Below are 23,253 nucleotides of genomic sequence, written 5' to 3'. Positions count from 1 at the left end.
CGCAATGAGAGAAAACTATGTCTAACCATGACCAATTGCACCGTTACCTGTTTGAAAACTACGCGGTGCGCGGTGAGCTGGTTACCGTCAGCGAAACCTATCAGCAGGTCCTGAACAACCATGATTATCCGGCGCCGGTTAAAAAACTGCTGGGTGAACTGCTGGTGGCCACCAGCCTGCTGACCGCAACCTTGAAGTTCGACGGCGATATCACCGTACAATTACAGGGTGATGGCCCGCTGAAGCTGGCCGTGATTAACGGCAACAACCGCCAGGAAATGCGTGGCGTAGCGCGCGTACAGAGCGAAATCGCCAATGACAGCACGCTGCATCAGTTGATCGGCAACGGCGTCATGGTGATCACCATCGCGCCAACCGAAGGCGAGCGCTATCAGGGCGTAGTGGCACTGGAAGGCGAAACGCTGGCCGAATGCCTTGAGGCTTACTTCCGCCAGTCCGAACAGCTGCCAACCCGTCTGTTCATTCGCACCGGCGAGTTCGAAGGCCAACCGGCCGCGGGCGGTATGTTGCTGCAGGTGCTGCCGGCACAGGACGGCAATGCCGATGATTTCGATCATTTGGTACAACTGACCAACACGGTGAAAAGCGAAGAGCTGTTCAGCCTGCCGGCCAATGAAGTGCTGTATCGCCTGTATCACCAGGAAGAAGTCACTCTGTATGAACCACAGGACATGATCTTCCGTTGTACCTGTTCACGTCAGCGCTGCGCTGATGCGTTGGTCACCTTGCCAACCGACGAAGTGGCCCAAATGCTGGAGCAGGATGGCAATATCGATATGCACTGCGATTACTGCGGCAATCACTATGTGTTTGACGCCGTAGACGTTGCCGCCTTGTACACTGGTAACACCGGTGACAGCGATCAGTTGCACTAAGTAGCACCCCATATCGGCGGGCGCGCCCTGCGCCCGCTCATTCACCGCGTTTGCACGTTTGCTTTTTTCCGTGTGCTATCTCTCAGATCGTAACGAAAAACCGACTAAAACGTTAAATATTTGATACCTATCGCGGTTACTCGCTGTTGAATCCCTACAATTGGCGCCAGAAATTCTGTGACCAAGGAGTAGTGACATGCGTGTTAAAGGTATAACCCCTCAGGATTTGGCCGCTTATGGGATTCATAACGTCGGCGAAATCGTTCACAACCCGAGTTATGACTTGCTGTTCAAGGAAGAAACAGACCCATCTCTGGAAGGTTATGAGCGTGGGGTCGTAACCAAGCTGGGTGCTGTATCCGTCGACACCGGTATTTTTACCGGCCGTTCCCCGAAAGATAAGTACATCGTCCGTGACGACATCACCCGCGACACCGTCTGGTGGGCCGATCAGGGTAAAGGCAAAAACGACAACAAACCCCTCAGTCCGGAAATTTGGGCTGACCTGAAACAGCTGGTCACCACGCAGCTCTCCGGCAAACGCCTGTTTGTGGTGGATACCTTCTGCGGCGCCAACGCCGACTCACGCTTGAAAGTCCGCTTTATCACCGAGGTGGCCTGGCAGGCGCACTTCGTCAAAAACATGTTCATTCGCCCGACGGAAGAAGAACTGCAGGATTTCGAACCGGACTTCGTGGTGATGAACGGCGCCAAATGCACTAACCCGAACTGGCAGCAACAGGGCCTGAACTCGGAAAACTTTGTCGCTTTCAACCTGACCGAACGCATGCAGCTGATTGGTGGCACCTGGTACGGCGGCGAAATGAAAAAGGGTATGTTCTCCATGATGAACTACCTGCTGCCGCTGAAAGGCATCGCTTCCATGCACTGCTCGGCTAACGTGGGTGAAAAAGGTGACGTGGCGGTGTTCTTCGGCCTGTCCGGCACCGGCAAAACCACCCTGTCTACCGATCCAAAACGCCAGCTGATTGGCGATGACGAACACGGCTGGGATGACGACGGCGTGTTCAACTTCGAAGGCGGTTGCTACGCCAAAACCATCAAGCTGTCCGAAGAAGCCGAGCCGGATATCTATCACGCCATCAAACGCGATGCGCTGCTGGAAAACGTCACGGTGCTGGCCGACGGTACGATTGATTTCAACGACGGCTCGAAAACCGAAAACACCCGTGTTTCCTACCCGATCTATCACATCCAGAATATCGTCAAGCCAGTTTCCAAGGCCGGCCACGCCACCAAGGTGATTTTCCTGACTGCGGACGCCTTCGGCGTGTTGCCACCGGTTTCTCGCCTGACCGCCAACCAGACCCAGTACCACTTCCTGTCCGGCTTTACCGCCAAGCTGGCCGGTACCGAGCGCGGCGTGACCGAGCCGACCCCAACCTTCTCCGCCTGCTTCGGCGCAGCCTTCCTGTCGCTGCACCCAACGCAATACGCCGAAGTCCTGGTGAAGCGCATGCAGGCTGCGGGTGCCCAGGCCTACCTGGTCAACACCGGCTGGAACGGCACCGGTAAACGCATTTCGATCAAAGATACTCGCGGTATTATCGATGCGATCCTCAGCGGTGAAATCGATAAGGCAGAAACCATTACCCTGCCGATCTTCGATCTGGCGATGCCAACCTCACTGCCTGGCGTCAACCCGGATATCCTGGATCCGCGCGCCACTTACGCCAGCATTGAGCAATGGCAAGAGAAGGCACAGGATCTGGCCGAGCGTTTTGTCACCAACTTTGACAAATACACCGACACTCCAGCGGGTGCAGCGCTGGTCAGCGCCGGTCCAAAACTGTAATACCTTCCTTTTACAGCTTCAGCTAAGGCGTGGATATCACGCCTTTTTTATTTTTATCGGTTGTTTTCTTGATCGGCACAACGAGATAATAATGCAGTGCAATCATTGATAGCAACGGAGGTTTCAATGGCTACCATAACCGTCAGAAATCTGGACGACGAAGTAAAGGAGTTGCTGCGCGTCTCGGCAGCAAAAAATGGCCATTCCATGGAGGAGGAAGCTCGCATGATTTTGAAACAGGCATTAGTGAAAAAACCGCCGCGTTATGGGTTAGGCACCTGGATGCATCAACACTTTGCCGAGTTGGGCGGGGTTGAACTGGAGATCCCACCGCGCGATGCCACGCCGCCGCGTATTGGCACCTTTGACGACGACGATGACAAATTATGATTATTCTCGATACCAACGTGGTTTCAGAAACGTTGCGCCCCAACCCGCACTATAACGTCATCAGATGGCTGAATGAAAAAGACAATGATGAGCTTTATCTGAGTGCGATAGTTCTCGCCGAGTTGTTCAGTGGAGTTGCCTGTATGCCTGATGGGAAACGGCAGCGCGAATTCAAACACAAGCTGGCGGAGGCAGTGCAGATTAGATTTGATGAGCAAACCCTGCCATTTGATACACTCTGCGCACTGCAATACGCGGAACTTATGGAGAAAAATCAGCGTCAGGGCCGGTTAATGGGCATCGTCGATACCCAAATCGCCGCCACCTGCCTGCATTACGGTGCCACCCTGGCCACGCGCAATACCCAAAACTTTATCCATTGCGGCATTGAGTTAATCGATCCCTGGCAGGCCACGACGGGCCGGCGTCTGCATGAAGAGGCAGCGGAATACTACGTGATGAGCAGGAAGTCCTGACGGGGGCGCAAACTGCGGCCCCCAGACAAAAAGATTACGCGCTGTCCTTCGGGGTCTGATGCCCATTGCCCGACTCTTTTTTCTCCATCGGTAACGGAATATAAGCCCGAATCAACAGCCCACCGCGTTCGCTGGTGCCGATATCCAGTGCGCCATGATGCCCATCGATAATACGCTGTACGATAGCCAGGCCCAGCCCGGTCCCGCTGGTACTGCGCGCGCTGTCACCACGAACAAATGGCTGCAACAGATGCTTCAGCTCTTCCGGTTTAATGCCCGGGCCGTCGTCTTCCACCTGGAACCAGCCGCGCTGCAGCTCACGGCCGCTGCTGACTTTGATCCAACCGTTGCCGTAACGCGCCGCATTCACCACCATATTCACTGCCGCACGCTTGATCGACAACGGATGCACATTCATCATCAGTTCGCCCGGCGCCAAAGCGGTTTCAATCACCCGCTCATAGCCACTCTCGGCAGCCACCACTTCGCCAAGAATGCTATTCAAATCGCTGATTTCTGTCTGCATCTCCTGGCCGGTGCGCAGATAATCAATAAACTGCTCAATGATGTCGTTGCACTCTTCAATATCTTTATTGATCGACTCCGCCAGGTAGCCGTCTTCGGCACTCATCATCTCGGTCGCCAGACGGATACGCGTCAGTGGCGTACGCAGGTCGTGGCTCACCCCGGCCATCAGCAATGTGCGGTCGTCCGCCAGCTGCTTGACGCCCGACGCCATCTGATTAAAGGCCCGCGTTACCGAACGGACTTCCGATGCGCCATACTCACGCAGCGGCGGTGGAATGATGCCCTTGCCCACCTGCAAAGCGGCATGCTCAAGCTCCACCAGCGGGCGGTTCTGAATACGGATAAACAGCCAGGCGCCACCTATGGCCAACAGCATAATCGCCAGGGTATAGCGGAACAGCGGCGAGAAATCGCCCTGGTGAATTTCAGTCAGCGGAACACGCACCCAGATATCCGGTTGCAGCCAGGTTTTCAGCCACACCACCGGTGAGTTTTTGTTTACTTCCACCCGCACGTCGGTGGGCCCGCCGAGCTGCTGCGCCATTTGCTGGCTGAGGAATTGGTAGTGCTGCGCCCAGCGCAGACCGCTCTCTTCCGCCGCAGAATTGGTGTAGAGAGAAATGCCCAGTTCGCGATAGATTTCGCGACGGAACGCCGGTGGCACTTCCAGCAAAGTACCATCCTCCAGCTGCAGCCGGTCGGTCATCAGCATACGAACTTCGTAGGCCAACACCTTATTGAACTGCTGCAGGCTGGGCAGGATGGCGAAGTTCAGCACCACCAGATAGGTCGTCACCAGGCTGACGAACAGCAAGGTGACGATCAATAGCAGGGTTCGGGCAAACGAGCTACGCGGTGAAAAGCGCAATCGTCTCATGCCTTGCTGCCGTCCGGGACGAAGACGTAGCCAAGACCCCAAACGGTCTGGATGTAGCGTGGATGCGCAGGATCTTCCTCGACCATGCGACGCAAACGAGAAATTTGCACGTCGATGGAGCGTTCCATGGCGCTGTATTCACGGCCGCGGGCCAGGTTCATCAGCTTGTCGCGCGAAAGCGGTTCGCGTGGATGGCTGACCAATGCCTTCAGCACTGCGAATTCGCCGCTGGTCAATGGCATAGGCTCGTCTTCGCGGAACATTTCGCGGGTGCCGAGGTTCAGTTTGAATTTACCAAAGGCGATCACCGCCTCTTCCTGTGAAGGAGCGCCCGGCAGTTCATTGGCCTGACGGCGCAACACCGCACGGATGCGGGCCAGCAGTTCACGTGGGTTGAAGGGTTTTGGGATGTAATCGTCAGCGCCGATTTCCAGGCCAACGATACGGTCGACTTCTTCACCTTTGGCGGTCACCATAATGATCGGCATAGGGTTGCTTTGGCTGCGCAGACGGCGGCAGATGGAAAGACCATCTTCGCCCGGCAACATCAGGTCAAGTACCATCAGGTGGAATGATTCACGAGTCAGCAAGCGATCCATTTGCTCAGCGTTGGCTACGCTGCGAACCTGAAAACCCTGTTCGGTTAAATAACGCTCTAAAAGCGCACGCAGGCGCATGTCATCATCGACGACCAGAATCTTATGATTCTCTTGCATTGTATTACTCCCAAAGGCTTTATTGCCTGACGTGAATATTGTTAAAAAACCCTGTCATTTCGGACAGCGTTTAATGGTATATATTCTAGACGAAATTGTTACAAAGCTTATTCTTTTGCCCATTTATCAACAATTTTCATCAAAATGCCCGCAACGATTCGCCAAAATCACGATGCGCATAGGTTAAATTTAGAAGCACTGCGTCTTTTGGCTGGCGGCATACCCGACGGCTGATTCGGCAGTGTAACTCAGCCGGGGCGATAAGAAACGCCAGCACCGGCAATTTTGCGCGTGGCCGATGATTAACGCTCATTGGATTGTGCAACAGCAGCCTACAGCCCGATGCGAGTTTGTGCGACACTTTGCCAACGCAATGACGTCCTTCCCTTTGATATGTCCCTAAAGGCGGAACCACGATGAGAACGCAGCTGATAACCCGCGAAGGTTACGACAAGCTAAAGCAGGAATTAGACTTTCTCTGGCGCGAAGATCGGCCAGAGGTCACCAAAAAAGTGACCTGGGCAGCCAGCCTCGGCGACAGAAGTGAAAATGCCGATTATCAGTACAACAAAAAACGGCTGCGGGAAATCGATCGCCGCGTACGCTACCTGACCAAATGCCTCGAGCAATTAAAGATTGTCGATTACTCCCCGCAGCAGGAAGGCAAAGTGTTTTTCGGTGCCTGGGTGGTAGTGGAAAACGAGGACGGCGACACTAAACGCTTTCGCATCGTCGGCTATGACGAGATTTTTGGCCGCCGAGACTACATCTCCATCGATTCGCCCATGGCCCGCGCGCTGCTTAAAAAAGAAGTGGGTGATGCCGCCACCGTCAATACGCCAGTCGGCGATGCCCTGTGGTACGTGAATGAGATCGAGTACGTAAAATAAGATTTCAGTTTTTTCCGAGCGACCGCCCGCCGCCGCAGTACAGGCCGCTTTACGCGCTATGACTGTCGAGAGGCGGCCCGCTCCACTGGCATTTTCCCCGCGCAATCCGTATAACTGTCCCCCTGTTTACCAACCGTTCTCAACAGATACCAGACTTATGAATGACCCACTGAGCCGCATTATTGCAACAGAACTGCAGGCCCGGCCGGAGCAAGTTGACTCCGCCATCCGTCTGCTGGATGAAGGTAATACCGTGCCCTTTATTGCACGCTATCGTAAGGAAGTCACCGGGGGTCTGGACGATACCCAACTGCGCCAGCTGGAAACCCGCCTGGGTTATCTGCGTGAACTGGAAGACCGCCGTCAGACCATCCTTAAATCGATCGACGAGCAGGGCAAACTGACCGAACAGCTGGCGACGGCGATCACCGCCACGCAAAGCAAAACCGAACTCGAAGACCTCTACCTGCCTTACAAACCGAAGCGCCGCACCCGTGGCCAGATCGCGATTGAAGCCGGTCTGGAGCCTCTGGCGAACACGCTGTGGCAGGATCCTCAGCAACAACCTGAACAGTTGGCCGAAGGTTACGTTAATGCAGACAAGGGCGTAGCGGACGTAAAAGCCGCCCTCGACGGCGCGCGTTATATCCTGATGGAGCGCTTCGCCGAAGACGCCGCATTACTGGCCAAGGTCCGTAACTACCTATGGAAACATGCGCACCTGGTGTCCAAAGTGGTGGAAGGCAAGGAAGAAGCCGGGGCCAAGTTCCGCGACTATTTCGATCATCATGAACCCATTGCCCAGGTGCCATCGCACCGTGCGCTGGCCATGTTCCGCGGCCGTAACGAAGGCGTACTGCAGCTGGCGCTGAATGCCGATCCGCAGTTTGAAGAAGCCCCACGCGAAAGCCAGGCGGAGCAGATCATCATCAGCCACCTGGATCTGCGCCTGAATGATGCTCCGGCGGACGCCTGGCGCAAAGCGGTGGTCAACTGGACCTGGCGTATCAAGGTGCTGCTGCATCTGGAAACCGAACTGATGAGCACGGTGCGCGAACGCGCGGAAGATGAAGCGATCAACGTCTTTGCCCGTAACATGCATGACCTGCTGATGGCGGCACCGGCCGGTATGCGCGCCACCATGGGGCTGGATCCGGGCCTGCGTACCGGGGTCAAAGTGGCGGTAGTCGATGCTACCGGCAAGCTGGTCGCCACCGACACCGTGTACCCGCACACCGGTCAGGCCGCTAAAGCCGCCGCCATCGTCGCCGCACTGTGCATCAAGCATAAAGTGGAGCTGGTCGCCATCGGCAACGGCACCGCATCGCGCGAGACCGAACGTTTTTACCTCGACCTGCAACAGCAGTTCAGCGAAGTCAAAGCACAAAAGGTGATCGTCAGCGAAGCCGGCGCTTCGGTGTACTCCGCTTCCGAACTGGCGGCGCTGGAATTCCCTAACCTCGACGTCTCGCTGCGCGGTGCGGTATCCATCGCACGTCGTCTGCAGGATCCGCTGGCCGAGCTGGTCAAAATCGATCCGAAATCCATCGGCGTCGGCCAGTATCAGCATGACGTCAGCCAAAGCCAACTGGCGAAAAAACTCGACTCCGTGGTCGAAGACTGCGTGAACGCCGTCGGTGTGGATCTGAATACCGCCTCGGTGCCGCTGCTGACCCGCGTAGCCGGCCTGACGCGCATGATGGCGCAGAATATCGTCACCTGGCGTGACGAAAATGGCCGCTTCAGCAACCGCGAACAGCTGCTGAAAGTCAGTCGCTTGGGGCCGAAAGCCTTTGAACAGTGCGCCGGCTTCTTGCGTATCAACCACGGCGACAACCCACTGGACGCCTCAACCGTTCACCCGGAAACCTACCCGGTGGTCGAACGCATTCTGGCCGCAACTCATCAGGCTCTGCAGGATCTGATGGGCAACCCGGCGGCGGTGCGCAGCCTGAAGGCCAGCGACTTTACCGACGAGAAGTTCGGTGTGCCGACGGTGACCGACATCCTGAAGGAGCTGGAGAAGCCGGGCCGCGATCCGCGTCCGGAATTCAAAACCGCAACCTTTGCCGAAGGGGTGGAAACCCTCAACGACCTGCAGCCGGGAATGATCCTGGAAGGTTCGGTCACCAACGTCACCAACTTCGGTGCCTTTGTTGATATCGGCGTGCATCAGGATGGGTTGGTGCATATCTCCTCGCTGGCGGACAAGTTTGTCGAAGATCCGCACACCGTGGTGAAAGCCGGTGACATCGTCAAAGTGAAGGTGATGGAAGTGGACCTGCAACGTAAACGCATTGCATTGAGCATGCGTCTGGACGAGCAACCGGGTGAAGGTTCCCCACGGCGCGGTGGCAATTCAGCGCCGGCCAAGGACAACACCTCGCGACCGCAGGCCAATAAGTCCAAACCGCGTGGCGCTAACACCTCGGCAGGCAACAGCGCCATGGGTGACGCACTGGCGGCAGCCTTTGGCAGAAAGTCGTAGTCAGGCGGCCAGCAGAAAACGCATGAGGCACAGGGAGGGGGTTAACCCCTCCCTTTTCCGCTAAATACCCTCATCATTTTTTGACCCGCCTCAATAAACCCGCATTTTTATTCGCTGCCGCCGACAGCCCTGATAATTCCGGTTTTAAGCCTGAAAGCCACGCTAAATAGCCATTTATTAACATCTCTATTAACATTAAATTCTCATTCCGGTATTTCTCAGCGAAACACAAATGCTTAGCGCTCGTATTCAGCCGGCAATATGTTGCCTAATAAATACCGATATTGACGTCACTGAATCAAAGCTGTCGAATCTGTCACTACTTTTTTCAAACCGGAAAAATTCACTACAAATACGTAACTGATTTAACTCACCATTCGCATTTGCACCCCACCAGGCTGGGTGATAAAAATAGCGCTGTCAGGCAATTGCATTCTCTAAATGTGATCGCCACAACCTTTGGTTACCAATACCCCTATTTTTTGTATTGAATACGATAATTATTCTCACTATTATTATTTTGCGTGTTCACTGCATTGCCTCATGGATTGAAAGCGTCGGCAGCCCGTGGTTTTTATCTCGGGACTGCCATTGGAACGTTCTTTTATCATCACCAGCCCAATAGCCTGGGCTTAGAGAAGGTTACATGCATCTTCTGCCTAAACGGTCTTATAAGATCGCCGGCTTCGCCAATGAAATCGGCCCGGCTTATCGCCAAAAACTTTTATCCCTCGGCATGCTGCCGGGCTCGTCTTTTGAAGTGGTACGCGTCGCACCATTGGGTGATCCCATAGAAATAAAAACCCGCCGCGTCAGCCTGGTGCTGCGTAGGAAAGATCTGGCCCTGATCCTGCTCGACGGCTAGTCCTGAGCCGCCTTGCCTTGGCCATGCATCTTGCCTGGCCCAACTTCCATTGACTGATATCACGCTAAATTATGAAAAAACTCACTATTGGCTTAATAGGCAACCCCAACTCCGGCAAAACTACGCTGTTCAACCAGCTGACCGGGGCACGCCAGCGGGTCGGTAACTGGGCGGGCGTGACGGTAGAACGCAAAGAAGGCCTGTTCACCACGCCGCAATCACAGGTCAAACTGGTCGATCTGCCCGGCACCTACTCCCTGACCACCATCTCGGAGCAAACCTCACTCGACGAACAAATTGCCTGCCACTACATTCTGAGCGGCGATGCCGATCTGCTGATCAACGTGGTCGATGCTTCCAATCTGGAACGCAATCTATACCTGACGCTGCAACTGCTGGAGCTGGGCATCCCCTGCATTGTCGCGCTGAATATGTTGGATATCGCCAAAAGCCAAAAAATTAATATCGATATCGCGGCACTGTCGGCGCGTCTCGGCTGTCCGGTGGTGCCGATGGTGTCCACCAAAGCCGACGGCATTGGCGTGCTGAAGCAGATGATCGACAATCATCAATTCAATGAATTAAAAGCGCTGGTGAACTACCCGCCGCTGCTGCTCAAGGAAATGACCACGCTGAGCGACGCCATGCCGCAGACCCTGCCAAGCGAGCAACGTCGCTGGCTGGCGCTGCAGATGCTGGAAGGTGATATCTACAGCCACCAGCTTGCCGGCCCTGCGGCGGCCCTGCTGCCGGCGGCCAAACAGGCGCTGCAGCGGCAACAGCAGGAAGATCCTGCACTGGTGATTGCCGATGCGCGTTATCAGTCAATCGCCACCCTGTGCGATGCCGTGAGCAATTCACAACAGGCCATGCCGAACCGTCTGACCGAAGCGCTGGATAAAGTGATCCTCAACCGCTGGTTAGGGGTGCCCATCTTCCTGCTGGTGATGTATTTGATGTTCCTGCTGGCCATCAACCTCGGCGGCGCACTGCAGCCGATCTTCGATATCGGGTCAGCGGCAATCTTTATTCAGGGTATTCAATGGCTGGGCTATACCCTGCACTTCCCTGAATGGTTGACCATTTTCCTGGCGCAGGGGGTCGGTGGTGGTATCAACACCGTGCTGCCGCTGGTGCCGCAAATCGGCATGATGTACCTGTTCCTGTCGTTCCTCGAAGACTCCGGCTATATGGCGCGTGCGGCATTCGTGATGGACCGTCTGATGCAGGCGCTCGGGTTGCCCGGCAAGTCCTTCGTGCCGCTGATCGTCGGCTTCGGCTGTAACGTGCCTTCGATCATGGGCGCACGTACGCTGGATGCGCAGCGCGAACGCCTGATTACCATCATGATGGCGCCCTTCATGTCCTGCGGGGCTCGGCTGGCGATCTTCGCCGTGTTTGCCGCTGCTTTCTTTGGCCAGGACGGCGCAGGCGTGGTGTTCTCTTTGTATATGCTGGGTATTGTGGTGGCAATCCTCACCGGTCTGGTATTGAAGTACACCATCATGCGCGGTGAAGCTTCCCCCTTCGTGATGGAGTTGCCGGTTTACCACGTGCCACACCTGAAAAGCCTGCTGCTGCAAACCTGGCAGCGCCTGAAAGGCTTTGTGCTGCGTGCCGGTAAGGTGATTGTAGTTGCCAGCATCTTTATTGGCGGCCTGAACAGCTTTTCGTTCAGCGGCAAGCCGGTAGATAACATTAATGACTCGGCGCTGGCGTCGGTGTCCAAAGTATTGACGCCGCTGCTGAAACCGATGGGCGTGCACAGTGACAACTGGCAGGCTACCGTCGGCCTGGTGACCGGAGCCATGGCGAAAGAAGTGGTGGTCGGTACGCTAAATACCCTGTACACCGCCGAACATATCAACAGCACCGAATTTGATGCCGCCAACTTTAACCTGCTGGATGAACTGGGTGGCGCATTGGACACCACCTGGCAAGGGCTGAAAGACACCTTCAGCCTGAGCGTACTGTCCAACCCGATTGAGGCCAGCAAGGGCGATGGGGAAATGGACGTCGGCTCAATGGGCGTTATGAGCAGCAAATTCGGCTCCGGGGTTTCCGCCTACAGCTACCTGATCTTTGTGTTGCTGTACGTCCCTTGCGTCTCGGTGATGGGGGCCATTGCCCGCGAATCCAGCCGCGGCTGGATGACCTTCTCCATTCTCTGGGGGCTGAACGTCGCCTACTCGCTGGCCACGTTGTTTTATCAGATTGCCACCTTCAGCCAGCATCCGCAGTACAGTCTGGCGGCAATCGCCATCGTGGTGTTGTTCAATCTGCTGATTCTGTTCGGCCTGCGCCGGGCACGTAGTCGGGTCACGGTACGCCTGAGCAACGCCACCCCGGCAGCCTGCTGTCAGGGCGCCAAGGGAAACTGCCACTGATGGCCGGCCTGCTGCAGATCCGCGACGCATTGGCGCTGCACGGTAGCGTACAGGCGCTTCAGCTCAGCCGTCAGCTGGCGGCTCCGCTGCCGCTGGTGCAGGCAATGCTGGAGCGTTTGGTCGCAATGGGGAAAGTGGAGCGCATCGAGCAGGATAACAGCGCCTGCCTGAGCGGCAGTTGCAAAAGCTGTCCGGAAGGCAAAGCGTGCAGCAGTACGGTGATATATCGGTTAAAACACTGAGAGGTGGGGCGCGGCACGAGGCGCGCCCCCTTCTTGATTATTGCTTGTCTTTGTACACTTCGGCGATAGCACTGAACTTGCCGTGCTCACGGCCTGCCAGGATCACGTAATATTGTCCGCCTTTTTCATCAGCCAGTTTGGACAGTTCTTCTTTTGCATCCATCGGCGATGTGGTTTGTGCGGTGGTAGTTACCGTACCGATCTTCTCATATTTACCCGGATTCTTATCCAGGTCTTCCTTGGTCAGCAAGGTTGCCGCCAGGGTGCTGAAAGACACGGAACCCACAACTAACGCTGCAACAATCATTTTCAAAGATTTCATTACCATACCTCTCAAGGGATAATTTATTTGTTATGAAAGCCGTCCAGAGTAAATGCGCGATAACACTGGCTGCCGTGACATCTTCGGACCTCGTTGCTTTCCCTGACGAGACCGTTTTCCCAGAGACGAAACGCCGAATGAAAATACGCACGCGTTTTTTCATTGTGCAGCCAACGCAGTTACCCACCTAAGTATTGAACAGGTTTATTTTTTATCCACTAAGCGGCTCTTTTTTTAGCGCTTTATTGTGCGATTTTGGGTCAGATCCCATTTTCTGCCACAAAAGTGCCAATAATTTCTGCAAATTCATCAGGGTGGGAAATGAATGGTGCATGAGCTGCTTTTGCAATGATGATTGATGGCGAGTTTGGCCACTTGGCATCAAGCAGTTCTGCCACCTTACGCGGCACCAAACCGTCCAGATAACCGTAAACCCGCAACAGCGGCAACGGCAGCTGGGCCAGTGGCTGGCGCAAATCGGCCGTTCGCAGTATTTCCAGCCCACCGTTTAATACCTCAACGCTTGGCATCGGTTGGTTAAGCACCACCGATTTCAGCAGGCGGGCATCTTGCCGCGCGCTTTCCGTTCCCAGCGTCTGCAATGCCAGAAAACGCTCTACGGTACGCTGAAAATCCTGCCCCAGCTGATGCTGGAAACCGCTCAACACCTCCGGACGGATCCCCGGCCAGTCATCCTGAGCGGCAAAACAGGGTGATGAAGCCACGGTGATCAATCCGCTCACCCGTTGCGGCTGCAACAGCGCAATCTGGCTGGCCACCAGCCCGCCCAGCGACCAGCCCAGCCACCAGGCCTGCGCCGGTGCCGCGGCCATCACGGTTTCCGCCATCTGTTCGAGTGACATAGGGCCAAACCCCTGGCTACGGCCATAGCCCGGCAGGTCGACCAGATGCAGGCGGAAATGCGGCGTCAGTCGCTCAATCATGCAATGCCACACTTCGGCATTCAGCCCCCAACCGTGGAGCAGCACAAGATCGCGATCGCCTTCACCTATTGTTTGCCAGTACAACGCACTCATCCGTTATTGTCCTTTCATTCTCATCCGTCAGGGAGGACGGTTATGCTATCAATCCATAGCCGCTGTTGGCTATGCCGACAGTCGCTGCGTCTTTATGGTCAGGGTATCTGCAGCTACTGCCTGCGTCACATGCCCGCCAAACCTTTGTGCTGCCCGCGCTGCGGTCTGCCCGCCGGCGATGCCAGATTGCCCTGTGGCCGCTGCCTGCAACAGCCGCCACCCTGGCAGGCGCTGGTGTTCGTCAATGACTACGCCGCGCCGCTGCGCCAGTTGATAAAAAAGTTCAAGTTTCAGCACACGCCGGAACTGGCCCCGCTGCTGGCGCGGCTAATCCTGCTGAACTGGCAACAGGCGCATCGAGAGCAATATCTGAACAGACCCGATATCATTTTAGCGGTACCCTTACAGGCAAAACGTTGCTGGCGGCGCGGCTATAATCAGAGCGATCTGCTGGCACGGCCGCTGGCCCACTGGTTAGGGTGCGATTACCGCCCCGCCGCCCTGAGCCGGGTGCGTAAAACGGCTCCGCAGCAACGGCTATCGGCCCGCGCGCGGCGGCGCAATTTGCGTGGTGCGTTTCGTTGCCATGAAACCATGGCGGGCCGACACGTCGCGCTGCTGGACGATGTGGTGACGACCGGCAGTACGGTCATGGAAATCGCCAAGTTGTTGCAGCAGCAGGGAGCCGCATCGATCCAGATCTGGTGCGTTTGCCGCACGTTGTAGTACCAGGGCAATGGGCGTATTATAACCTAGTATTAAAGTCAACTATTTGAACTAACGAGCTAATGCCATGATTCGTATAACAGATACTGCACAGGAACACTTTGCCAAACTGCTGGCAAACCAAGAGGAAGGCACCCAAATCCGCGTATTCGTGATCAACCCGGGTACGCCTACGGCCGAATGCGGTGTCTCTTATTGCCCGCCGGACGCCGTTGAAGCGACAGATACCGAGCTGAAGTTCGAAAAGCTGTCCGCCTATATCGACGAGCTGAGCAAACCGTATCTGGAAGATGCCGAAATCGACTTCGTCACCGACCAACTGGGCTCGCAGCTGACGCTGAAAGCGCCAAACGCCAAAATGCGCAAGGTAGACGACAATGCGCCGCTGATGGAGCGTGTTGAATACGTGCTGCAGTCGCAGATCAACCCACAGCTGGCTGGCCACGGCGGCCGTGTGACCCTGATGGAAATCACCGACGATAGCCTGGCTATCCTGCAGTTTGGCGGCGGTTGTAACGGTTGTTCAATGGTCGATGTGACCCTGAAGGAAGGCATCGAGAAAGAGCTGCTGCAGAAGTTCCCTGAACTGAAAGGCGTACGCGATTTGACCGAGCACCAGCGCGGTGAGCACTCTTACTACTGATACCTTTCTTACTTGAAGTTGCAGCGTTGTTGGCTGCGTGCACTTACCCCAGTCACTTACCTGAGTAAGCTCCTGGGGATGCTCGCACTTGCCGCCTAGCTGCAACTCCAATTAATTTGGGTATCTACCATTTGCATGAGAGCTAAAGTTCTCATGCTCCGTCTTTAATACCACAATGGCTCTCTGTTACCCCACCGAGACCTTGCGCCGCCGCTTGTCCAAATCCTTCAGCAGGCGATTGACCTGCTGATCGGCAAACATCTCCTCCAGCGTTTTGGTCAGTTTTCGCCGCCAGTTTGGGTACTGATCGCTGGTGCCGGGAATATTGACCGGATCCGCCATATCCAACCAGTCTTCCGGCTGCAGACCCAGCAAGGCGCTGGCGCTGTCGGCGACATAGCGCTGCAAACCACGATTAAGCAGCGGGCTCATATTCAACAACGCCGCCTTTTTGCCCACTTTCTGCGGCACACAGCCATAGTGATGCAAGCCATCCAGTAGCCCCTGCTTGGCACGTTCGCGATCGGCGAACAGCTCTTTCAGGATCTCCGCATCCGGATACAACCCCAGCTTGTTGCCGAGCTTCAGATCGCCACTTTGCCAATAGCCGCGCAGCGTCGGCAGGTCGTGCGTGGTGATGGTCGCCATCGCCTGAACCGGATAGGCCTGCGGGGCGCGGAAGTGGTTCTCGCCGTCGCGTTCGAAGTACAGCACCTTGTAGGAATAAACGCCGCTGTCGCGCAGCTTGCCGACGATTTCCACCGGAACGGTACCGAGGTCCTCGCCAATCACCATGCAGCGGTGACGTTGACTTTCCAGCGCCAGCACCGCCAGCAGGTCATCGACCGGGTATTTCACGTAGGCGCCGTGAACGGCGGTTTCACCGTAAGGGATCCACCATAAACGCAGTAACGCCATCACATGATCAATACGCAGCGCACCACAGCTGGTCATATTGGCGCGCAGCAGATCGATAAACGGCTGATAGCCGCGCGCCGCCATCACATGCGGATCCATCGGCGGCAGCCCCCAGTTTTGCCCCAGCGGCCCGAGAATGTCCGGCGGTGCGCCAACCGAGGCCTTCAGACAATACAGCTCGCGTTCGCACCAGGTTTCCGCGCCCCCTTCCGCCACGCCGACCGCCAGATCGCGATACAGGCCAATCGGCATCTGCTGTTGCTGACTTTGGCGGAAACAATCGGCGAACTGACTGGCAGCCAACCACTGCAGCCACAGGTAAAATTGCACCTGTTCTTGCTGCTGCTGACAAAATTGCTTTACCGCAGCGCTATCACCCTGCTGATATTCTTCCGGCCAGGCCGGCCAGCCCCACAGGCTGTCATCCGCAGCCGCAAGATGAGCATGCAGCGCGTCGAATGCCGCCTGCTGATACAAACTTTCGCCGCCGTCGATAACAAACTGCTCGAATGCCTGACGTTGAGAGTCAGCGGCTTTACGCGCCTGGAACAGCGGGAATGCCAGTTGCAACGCCGCCAGCTTAAGCTGCGTCACCTTGCCGTAATCCACCCGATCGCTGGCACGGGCCTCGGCCAACTTTTTTTGCGTTGCCGGTTTCAGCCACCATTGCTGAGCGGCTTCGTTGCGCTGGAAATCCTCCACCGCGTTCACGTCAATATAGATGACGTTCAACCAGCGTCGCGACGACGGGCTATACGGACTGGCGCTTTCCGGGTTAGCCGGGTACAGCGAGTGAATCGGATTCAGCCCGACAAAAGCGCCGCCCCGTTCACCGACCTGCTCCACCATCTGGCGCAAGTCGCCAAAGTCACCGATGCCCCAGTTGCGATCGGAGCGAAGAGTGTAAAGCTGGACGCAAGCGCCCCACAGCTTCTTGCCGGTCAACAAGGCATCCGGTTCGAAGCAGCGTTTCGGCGCCACAATCAACCGGCACTGCCACTGCTGTTCACCCTGTGTCAGCGTCAGTTGATGATAGCCCGTTGGCAATTCAGCCGGCAGGGTGAACGTTTTGCGTGCGCTGGCACGGCCTTGCTGCCGGCCGCCGTCTTCGCGCAGCAGCGTCCACTGATACTCACCGCTGCCCGCCAGCGGCAATGCCACCGGCGCGCCCTGATAAAACACCTTCACCGCCGGCAGCGGCGTCACCGCAGGCTCCTGCGGTGACGCGCTTCGGCCCATGGCGTCCAGCAGCCTGCGCTTGGTGTCTTCAGCGATCGCCTGCTGTTGACCATGGGCGTTAATATAATCGGCAGCGATACCCGCCTGAGCTGCCGCCTGATCGATGACCTTGCGATCCATTCGCTCTCCTTAACGCTTGGCTTGCCAGATACGCTGCTGGTAGTCGCGGATCGAGCGATCCGAGCTGAACATCCCAACGCGTGCGGTGTTAAGAATAGTACGACGCGTCCATTCATCACGGTCACGATAGAGTTCGTCTACCTGCTGTTGAGCTTTACAGTAAGAAGCAAAGTCCGCCAGCACCAAATAAGGGTCGCCGCCTTCCAGCAGGCTGTGCAGCATCATGTCGAAAGCATGCTTGTCACCGTTGCTGAATGCACCGCTCGCCAATTCGTCCAGAATCGCTTTCAGATGTTTGTCTTTCTTGCGGTAGCTGAGCGGATCGTAGCCTTTCGCCAGCAGCGCCTTCACCTGATCCACGGTATTACCGAAGATAAAGATGTTGTCTTCGCCCACCTGCTCGGCGATTTCCACGTTAGCGCCATCCAGCGTGCCGACGGTCAGCGCGCCGTTTAACGCCAGCTTCATATTGCCGGTCCCTGAAGCTTCTTTACCGGCGGTGGAGATCTGCTCGGAGATATCCGCGGCCGGGATCATCAGCTCAGCGACGGAAACGCGGTAGTCAGGAATAAACGCCACTTTCAGGCGATCCTTCACCAGCGGATCGTTGTTGATCTTCGACGCCGCTTGGTTGATCGCATAAATGATGTTTTTCGCCAGGTAATAGCCCGGAGCCGCTTTGGCGCCGAACAGGAACACGCGCGGCACGATATCCAGCTGCGGGTTATCGCGCAGTTGACGATACAGCGACAGGATATGCAGCAGGTTAAGGTGCTGGCGTTTGTATTCGTGCAGGCGCTTGATCTGCACGTCGAAAATCGCGTCCGGGTTCAATTTCAACCCCATGACGTCGTGCACGTAATTGGCCAATACGACTTTATTATCGCGCTTGATTTGCTGATAACGCTGACGGAACGCCGCGTCATCGGCGTACTTCTCCAACCCCTTCAGCGCGTCAAGATCGTTAGCCCACTCTACCTTCAGCGTTTCGTCAATCAGCCCAGACAACGCCGGGTTACACTGCTTCAGCCAGCGGCGCGGCGTGATGCCGTTGGTGACGTTGTGGAATTTGTTCGGCCACAGTTGGTGATATTCCGGGAACAGATCTTTCACCACCAGATCGGAGTGCAATTGCGCCACACCGTTGACCGCAAAGCCGCTGACCACGCACAGGTTAGCCATGCGGACCTGCTTGTTATGGTGTACTGCCAACTTGGCCCACACCGCGTCGTCACCCGGCCAGTGCTTGTCCACCAGCTTTTTGAAGTTGGCGTTGATCTGTTTGATGATGGAGAAGTGGCGCGGCAGCAGGCTGCGTACCAGTTTCTCATCCCAGCACTCCAACGCCTCCGGCATCAGGGTATGGTTGGTGTAGGCGAAGGTCTTGCTGGTGATGGCCCAGGCGGCATCCCACTCCAACTGATGCTCATCCAACAGAATGCGCAGCATTTCCGGAATGGCGATGGTCGGGTGAGTGTCATTAAGCTGGATCACTTCGTACTTCGGCAGATCTTCAATTTTGCGGCCTGCCAGATGGTGCTTACGCAGGATATCCGCCACCGAACAGGCGCACTGGAAGTATTGTTGCATCAGGCGCAGGCGCTTGCCTGCCTGGTGGTTGTCATTCGGATACAGCACCTTGGTCAGCTTGGCCGCTTCAACGCCCTGCTTCTCCGCCTGCAGGAATTTACCGTCGTTGAAATCACTCAGATTAAACGGATGCTGATGCGTCGCCTGCCACAGGCGCAGCGGTTGAGTCACGCCATTGCGGAAGCCCAATACCGGCAGATCCCAGGCCTCGCCGCGCAGGGTAAATGCCGGACGCCACAGTTCACGGCCATCGGCCAATTTCTCCAGTTTCCCGCCGATGCCCACATCCACCGACAGCGCGGCGTTGTGGCGGAACCACGGGTAGCTTTCGCGCTGCCAGTTATCCGGCGCTTCCTGCTGCTGGCCGTCGCTAAACGACTGGCGGAACAGCCCGTATTGGTAATTCAACCCGTAGCCGGTGGCCGGTTGTTCCACCGTCGCCATCGAATCCAGGAAACAGGCCGCCAAACGCCCCAGCCCGCCATTGCCCAACGCCGGATCGGTTTCCTGCTCCAGCAGATCCGCCAGCTTGATGTCCTGCTCCGCCAATGCCTGCTCGACGGTGTCATACCAGCCCAGGTTAATCAGGTTGTTGGCCGTCAGGCGACCAATCAGAAACTCCATCGAAATGTAGTTCACGTGGCGCAGCGGCTTACTGCTTTTGCGCGGTGCAGGCTGCGCAGCCAACTGCTCGGCCAACGCCGCGCTTACCGCCTCCCACCATTGGTGCTGAGTCATTTGTTGTGCAGAACTGAGGCCAAACTTTTGCCACTGACGGGTCAGTGCCGCCAGGAAAGCATCCTTTTTAAGCGTAGGCTGGGACATAAAAAACTCTCTATCCAGTAAGTGGGTCAAATTAGCGTTATCGTGCCGGGGAGAAAGAGTGAAGGCATCATCCCGCCTGGGGATTAGCTGGGGAGGAGGATTGGGGCGTAGCTAAAATTGTGATCTCAGGCACTTTTTGACTCCCTTGCATCATGCAAAAAAGCCCACCGACGGACGCGGCGAGCACTGAGAACCAGGTGAAAACTTGTTCAATGACGTTAGCACAGTTATCGCAGAGGCTACAGTCGCCTGCGCGCCCATAAATGCTTTCTTGTACCTGCGTCACTCAAGCGCGCTAAAACACCACGGTTCCACAGGGCTTTAGCTGTAAACGTAAAAAAGTGTGATCAATAGCAATATAACTCCAAGCCAATGCGGAACCTTGTTGCAATACGTTTAACGTTGTCAGAAGTTAGGAGGGGGATTAATTACGAGCCATAAAATAATTAACCCTACTCCGATCCCGGCAGGCGTCGCGCTGCAATGAACGCCAACGGGCAGGCCAACGGCTACGGAAACCGCGATTTTCACTCTGGAATACTATGCTGATCCCATCGAAACTGAGCCGTCCGGTACGGCTGCAAAATACCGTGATCCGCGATCGCCTGCTGGCCAAATTAGCCAGCACGGCCAACTATCGCCTGACATTGGTCAATTGCCCTGCGGGATACGGGAAAACGACGCTGGTCGCACAGTGGGCGGCCGGTAAATCAGATCTGGGCTGGTACTCGCTGGATGAAAGTGACAACCAACCCGAGCGCTTCGCCAGCTACCTGATAGCCGCCTTGCAACACGCCAGCGGCGGCCACTGCGTCAAAAGCGAAGCACTGAGTCAAAAGCATCAGTACGCCAGCCTGTCGGCACTGTTCGCCCAGGTGTTTATCGAGCTTTCCGACTGGCATCAGCCACTGTATCTGGTGATTGACGACTACCACCTGATCACCAATGACGTGATTCATGAAGCCATGCGCTTTTTCCTGCGCCACCAGCCGGAAAATCTGACGCTGATCCTGCTGTCCCGCACCTTGCCGCCGTTGGGCATTGCCAATCTGCGCGTGCGTGACCAACTTTTGGAAATGGGCACGCAACAGCTGGCGTTTACCCATCACGAAGCCAAACAGTTCTTTGACTGCCGCCTGACGGCCCCCATGGAACAGCATGACAGCAGCCGGCTGTGCGATGAGGTCGAAGGTTGGGCTACCGCGCTGCAGCTCATTGCGTTATCCGCCCGTCAATCCACTTCTTCCGCCCAGCAGTCGGCCAAACGCCTGGCGGGGCTTAATGCCAGCCACCTGTCGGATTATCTGGTGGACGAAGTGCTGGATCACGTCGATGCCGAGGCGCGCGCCTTCCTGCTGCGTTGTTCGGTGCTGCGTTCCATGAACGATGCGCTGATCGTCCGCCTGACCGGCGAAGACAACGGCCAGCAACGGCTGGAAGAGCTGGAGCGTCAGGGCTTATTTATCCACCGCATGGACGACAGCGGCGAGTGGTTCTGTTTCCACCCGTTATTCGCCACCTTCCTGCGTCAGCGTTGCCAATGGGAATTGGCGCTGGAACTGCCGGGCCTGCACCGGGCCGCCGCCGAAGGTTGGCTGGCGCTGGGGTATCCGGCGGAGGCAATCCACCACGCGCTGGCGGCCAGCGATGTCAGCATGCTGCGCGATATCCTGTTGCAGCATGCCTGGTCGCTGTTCCACCACAGTGAGCTGGCCCTGCTGGAAGAGTGTCTGAACGCGCTTCCTTACGAAAAGCTGATCCAAAACCCCAAGCTTGCACTGCTGCAGGCCTGGCTGGCGCAGAGCCAGCACCGCTATATCGAAGTGAATACCCTGCTGGAGCGCGCCGAACAGGCAATGCGCGAGCATAAAATTGACGTCGATCGCACCCTGCACGCCGAATTTGATGCCCTGCGCGCGCAGGTGGCAATCAACGCCGGCAAGCCGGAAGAGGCCGAACGCCTGGCCACCGAAGCGCTGAAATTCCTGCCGCTTTCCAGCTATTACAGCCGCATCGTCGCCACCTCGGTCACCGGCGAAGTCCATCACTGCAAGGGCGAGCTGGCTCGCGCACTGCCGATGATGCAGCAGACCGAGCAGATGGCCCGACGCCATCAGGCTTACCACTACGCGCTTTGGGCGCTGCTGCAGCAGAGCGAAATTCTGATTGCGCAGGGGTTCCTGCAGGCCGCCTACGAAACGCAGGACAAAGCTTTTGAGCTGGTGCGCGAACAGCATCTGGAACAGCTGCCAATGCACGAGTTCCTGCTGCGTATCCGTTCACAAATCCTGTGGTCCTGGTCGCGGCTGGACGAAGCGGAAGACGCCGCCCGCGAAGGCCTGAAAATCCTGGCCAACTATCAGCCTCAACAGCAGCTGCAGTGCATGGCCATGTTGGCCAAGTGCTCGCTGGCGCGTGGCGATCTGGATAACGCCAATGCGCACATGCAACGTTGTGAAGTCCTGCTGCACGGCTCTCAATACCACCGCGACTGGCTGACCAATGCCGACAAACCGCGGGTGATCCACTGGCAGATGACCGGCGACACCGCAGCCGCGGCCCAATGGCTGCGCCAGACCGAAAAACCCGGCATGGCGGACAACCACTTTATGCAAGGCCAGTGGCGCAACATTGCCCGGGTACAGATCATGCTGGGCCAGTATGAAGAGGCCGAAGTGGTGCTCGACGAGCTCAACGACAATGCCCGCCGCCTGCGCCTGGTCAGCGATCTGAACCGTAACCTGTTGCTCAGCAACCAGCTTTACTGGCAGATGGAGCGTAAAAGCGACGCGCAAAAGGTCCTGATGGAGGCGCTTTCACTGGCCAGCCGTACCGGATTTATCAGCCATTTCGTCATTGAAGGCGAAGCGATGGCGCAGCAACTGCGCCAATTGATTCAGCTTAATACGCTGCCGGAGTTGGAAAATCATCGCGCCCAACGTATTCTGCGCGACATCAATCAACATCACCGGCATAAGTTCGCGCATTTTGACGAGAACTTCGTCGATAAGCTGCTAACTCATCCACAGGTACCGGAACTGATCCGCACCAGCCCGCTGACGCAGCGCGAATGGCAGGTTCTGGGGCTGATTTATTCCGGCTACAGCAACGATCAAATTGCCGGCGAACTGGACGTGGCGGCTACCACCATCAAAACCCATATCCGTAACCTGTACCAGAAGTTGGGCGTAGCCCATCGCCAGGAAGCGGTACAGCAGGCGCAGCAACTGCTGAAGATGATGGGGTACGGCGCCTGACGAAT

The 23,253-nt window shown here is 56.5% G+C and carries 18 protein-coding genes; 12 read left to right on the top strand and 6 right to left on the bottom strand.

Annotated features, from left to right (window positions below; genetic code table 11):
• Nucleotides 1–17: 17 nt before the first annotated feature.
• From hslO to ACMGG1_RS00620, 4 genes are all read left to right on the top strand, one after another.
• Nucleotides 18–896: an Hsp33 family molecular chaperone HslO gene (hslO, locus tag ACMGG1_RS00635; protein WP_414161097.1), complete on the top strand. Its 879-nt coding sequence runs from the start codon at nt 18–20 to the stop codon at nt 894–896.
• Between the two features lie 196 nt (nt 897–1,092).
• Nucleotides 1,093–2,712 (top strand): phosphoenolpyruvate carboxykinase (ATP), encoded by a 1,620-nt coding sequence (gene pckA / locus ACMGG1_RS00630; RefSeq protein WP_020837351.1) that lies wholly within the window; start codon nt 1,093–1,095, stop codon nt 2,710–2,712.
• Between the two features lie 126 nt (nt 2,713–2,838).
• Entirely contained in the window at nt 2,839–3,102 is a 264-nt protein-coding gene (locus tag ACMGG1_RS00625) for a FitA-like ribbon-helix-helix domain-containing protein (RefSeq protein WP_414161096.1), read from the top strand.
• A complete protein-coding gene (locus tag ACMGG1_RS00620; protein WP_046372473.1) occupies nt 3,099–3,578 on the top strand; it encodes a type II toxin-antitoxin system VapC family toxin in 480 nt (159 codons plus the stop codon). Before ACMGG1_RS00625 ends, ACMGG1_RS00620 begins: the two co-directional genes overlap by 4 nt.
• A gap of 34 nt (nt 3,579–3,612) precedes the next feature.
• On the opposite strand, the gene envZ is transcribed toward ACMGG1_RS00620, so the two are convergent.
• Entirely contained in the window at nt 3,613–4,983 is a 1,371-nt protein-coding gene (gene envZ / locus ACMGG1_RS00615; protein ID WP_142816250.1) for a two-component system sensor histidine kinase EnvZ, read from the bottom strand.
• Nucleotides 4,980–5,699 (bottom strand): two-component system response regulator OmpR, encoded by a 720-nt coding sequence (gene ompR / locus ACMGG1_RS00610; protein WP_004709363.1) that lies wholly within the window; start codon nt 5,697–5,699, stop codon nt 4,980–4,982. The genes envZ and ompR overlap by 4 nt, the downstream gene beginning before the upstream one ends.
• A 416-nt stretch (nt 5,700–6,115) precedes the next feature.
• Here ompR and greB point away from each other — a divergent pair, with 416 nt between their 5' ends.
• The 5 genes from greB to ACMGG1_RS00585 all read left to right on the top strand — a co-directional run bounded on the left by greB (nt 6,116) and on the right by ACMGG1_RS00585 (nt 12,571).
• Nucleotides 6,116–6,589, top strand: a complete 474-nt coding sequence (greB, locus tag ACMGG1_RS00605; protein WP_020837359.1) for a transcription elongation factor GreB — start codon at nt 6,116–6,118, stop codon at nt 6,587–6,589.
• A 157-nt stretch (nt 6,590–6,746) separates the two neighbouring features.
• Nucleotides 6,747–9,077, top strand: coding sequence for a Tex family protein (locus ACMGG1_RS00600; protein WP_414161095.1), 2,331 nt, complete (start codon nt 6,747–6,749; stop codon nt 9,075–9,077).
• Nucleotides 9,078–9,723: 646 nt separating this feature from the next.
• A complete protein-coding gene (feoA, locus tag ACMGG1_RS00595; protein ID WP_020837362.1) occupies nt 9,724–9,942 on the top strand; it encodes a ferrous iron transporter A in 219 nt (72 codons plus the stop codon).
• Nucleotides 9,943–10,013: 71 nt separating this feature from the next.
• A complete protein-coding gene (gene feoB, locus ACMGG1_RS00590) occupies nt 10,014–12,329 on the top strand; it encodes a Fe(2+) transporter permease subunit FeoB (protein WP_020837363.1) in 2,316 nt (771 codons plus the stop codon).
• Entirely contained in the window at nt 12,329–12,571 is a 243-nt protein-coding gene (locus ACMGG1_RS00585; RefSeq protein WP_044554790.1) for a FeoC-like transcriptional regulator, read from the top strand. Before feoB ends, ACMGG1_RS00585 begins: the two co-directional genes overlap by 1 nt.
• A 37-nt stretch (nt 12,572–12,608) precedes the next feature.
• Here ACMGG1_RS00585 and ACMGG1_RS00580 read toward each other — a convergent pair whose 3' ends face one another.
• Both ACMGG1_RS00580 and bioH read right to left on the bottom strand, forming a co-directional pair.
• Nucleotides 12,609–12,893: a YdgH/BhsA/McbA-like domain containing protein gene (locus ACMGG1_RS00580; protein ID WP_046372469.1), complete on the bottom strand. Its 285-nt coding sequence runs from the start codon at nt 12,891–12,893 to the stop codon at nt 12,609–12,611.
• A gap of 260 nt (nt 12,894–13,153) precedes the next feature.
• Entirely contained in the window at nt 13,154–13,930 is a 777-nt protein-coding gene (gene bioH, locus ACMGG1_RS00575) for a pimeloyl-ACP methyl ester esterase BioH (RefSeq protein WP_414161094.1), read from the bottom strand.
• A gap of 42 nt (nt 13,931–13,972) precedes the next feature.
• Between bioH and gntX the strand changes: the two genes are divergently transcribed.
• Nucleotides 13,973–14,656, top strand: a complete 684-nt coding sequence (gntX, locus tag ACMGG1_RS00570; RefSeq protein ID WP_130016893.1) for a DNA utilization protein GntX — start codon at nt 13,973–13,975, stop codon at nt 14,654–14,656.
• Between the two features lie 67 nt (nt 14,657–14,723).
• The gene (gene nfuA / locus ACMGG1_RS00565; RefSeq protein ID WP_006328556.1) at nt 14,724–15,299 is read left to right on the top strand and encodes a Fe-S biogenesis protein NfuA; all 576 of its coding nucleotides are present in this window, start codon (nt 14,724–14,726) and stop codon (nt 15,297–15,299) included.
• Nucleotides 15,300–15,485: 186 nt separating this feature from the next.
• On the opposite strand, the gene malQ is transcribed toward nfuA, so the two are convergent.
• Nucleotides 15,486–17,576 carry a 4-alpha-glucanotransferase gene (gene malQ / locus ACMGG1_RS00560; RefSeq protein ID WP_020837368.1) on the bottom strand — a complete coding sequence of 697 codons (2,091 nt, stop codon included), beginning with the start codon at nt 17,574–17,576 and terminating at the stop codon, nt 15,486–15,488.
• Between the two features lie 9 nt (nt 17,577–17,585).
• Nucleotides 17,586–19,991: a maltodextrin phosphorylase gene (gene malP / locus ACMGG1_RS00555; protein WP_020837369.1), complete on the bottom strand. Its 2,406-nt coding sequence runs from the start codon at nt 19,989–19,991 to the stop codon at nt 17,586–17,588.
• A 542-nt stretch (nt 19,992–20,533) separates the two neighbouring features.
• On the opposite strand from malP, the gene malT reads away from it, so the two are divergent.
• A complete protein-coding gene (malT, locus tag ACMGG1_RS00550; protein WP_020837370.1) occupies nt 20,534–23,248 on the top strand; it encodes an HTH-type transcriptional regulator MalT in 2,715 nt (904 codons plus the stop codon).
• Nucleotides 23,249–23,253: the final 5 nt, after the last annotated feature.

This window comes from Serratia sp. BNK-12, assembly GCF_047456085.1.
GTDB lineage: Bacteria > Pseudomonadota > Gammaproteobacteria > Enterobacterales > Enterobacteriaceae > Serratia > Serratia liquefaciens.
This window is presented reverse-complemented; position numbering and strand designations above follow the sequence as displayed.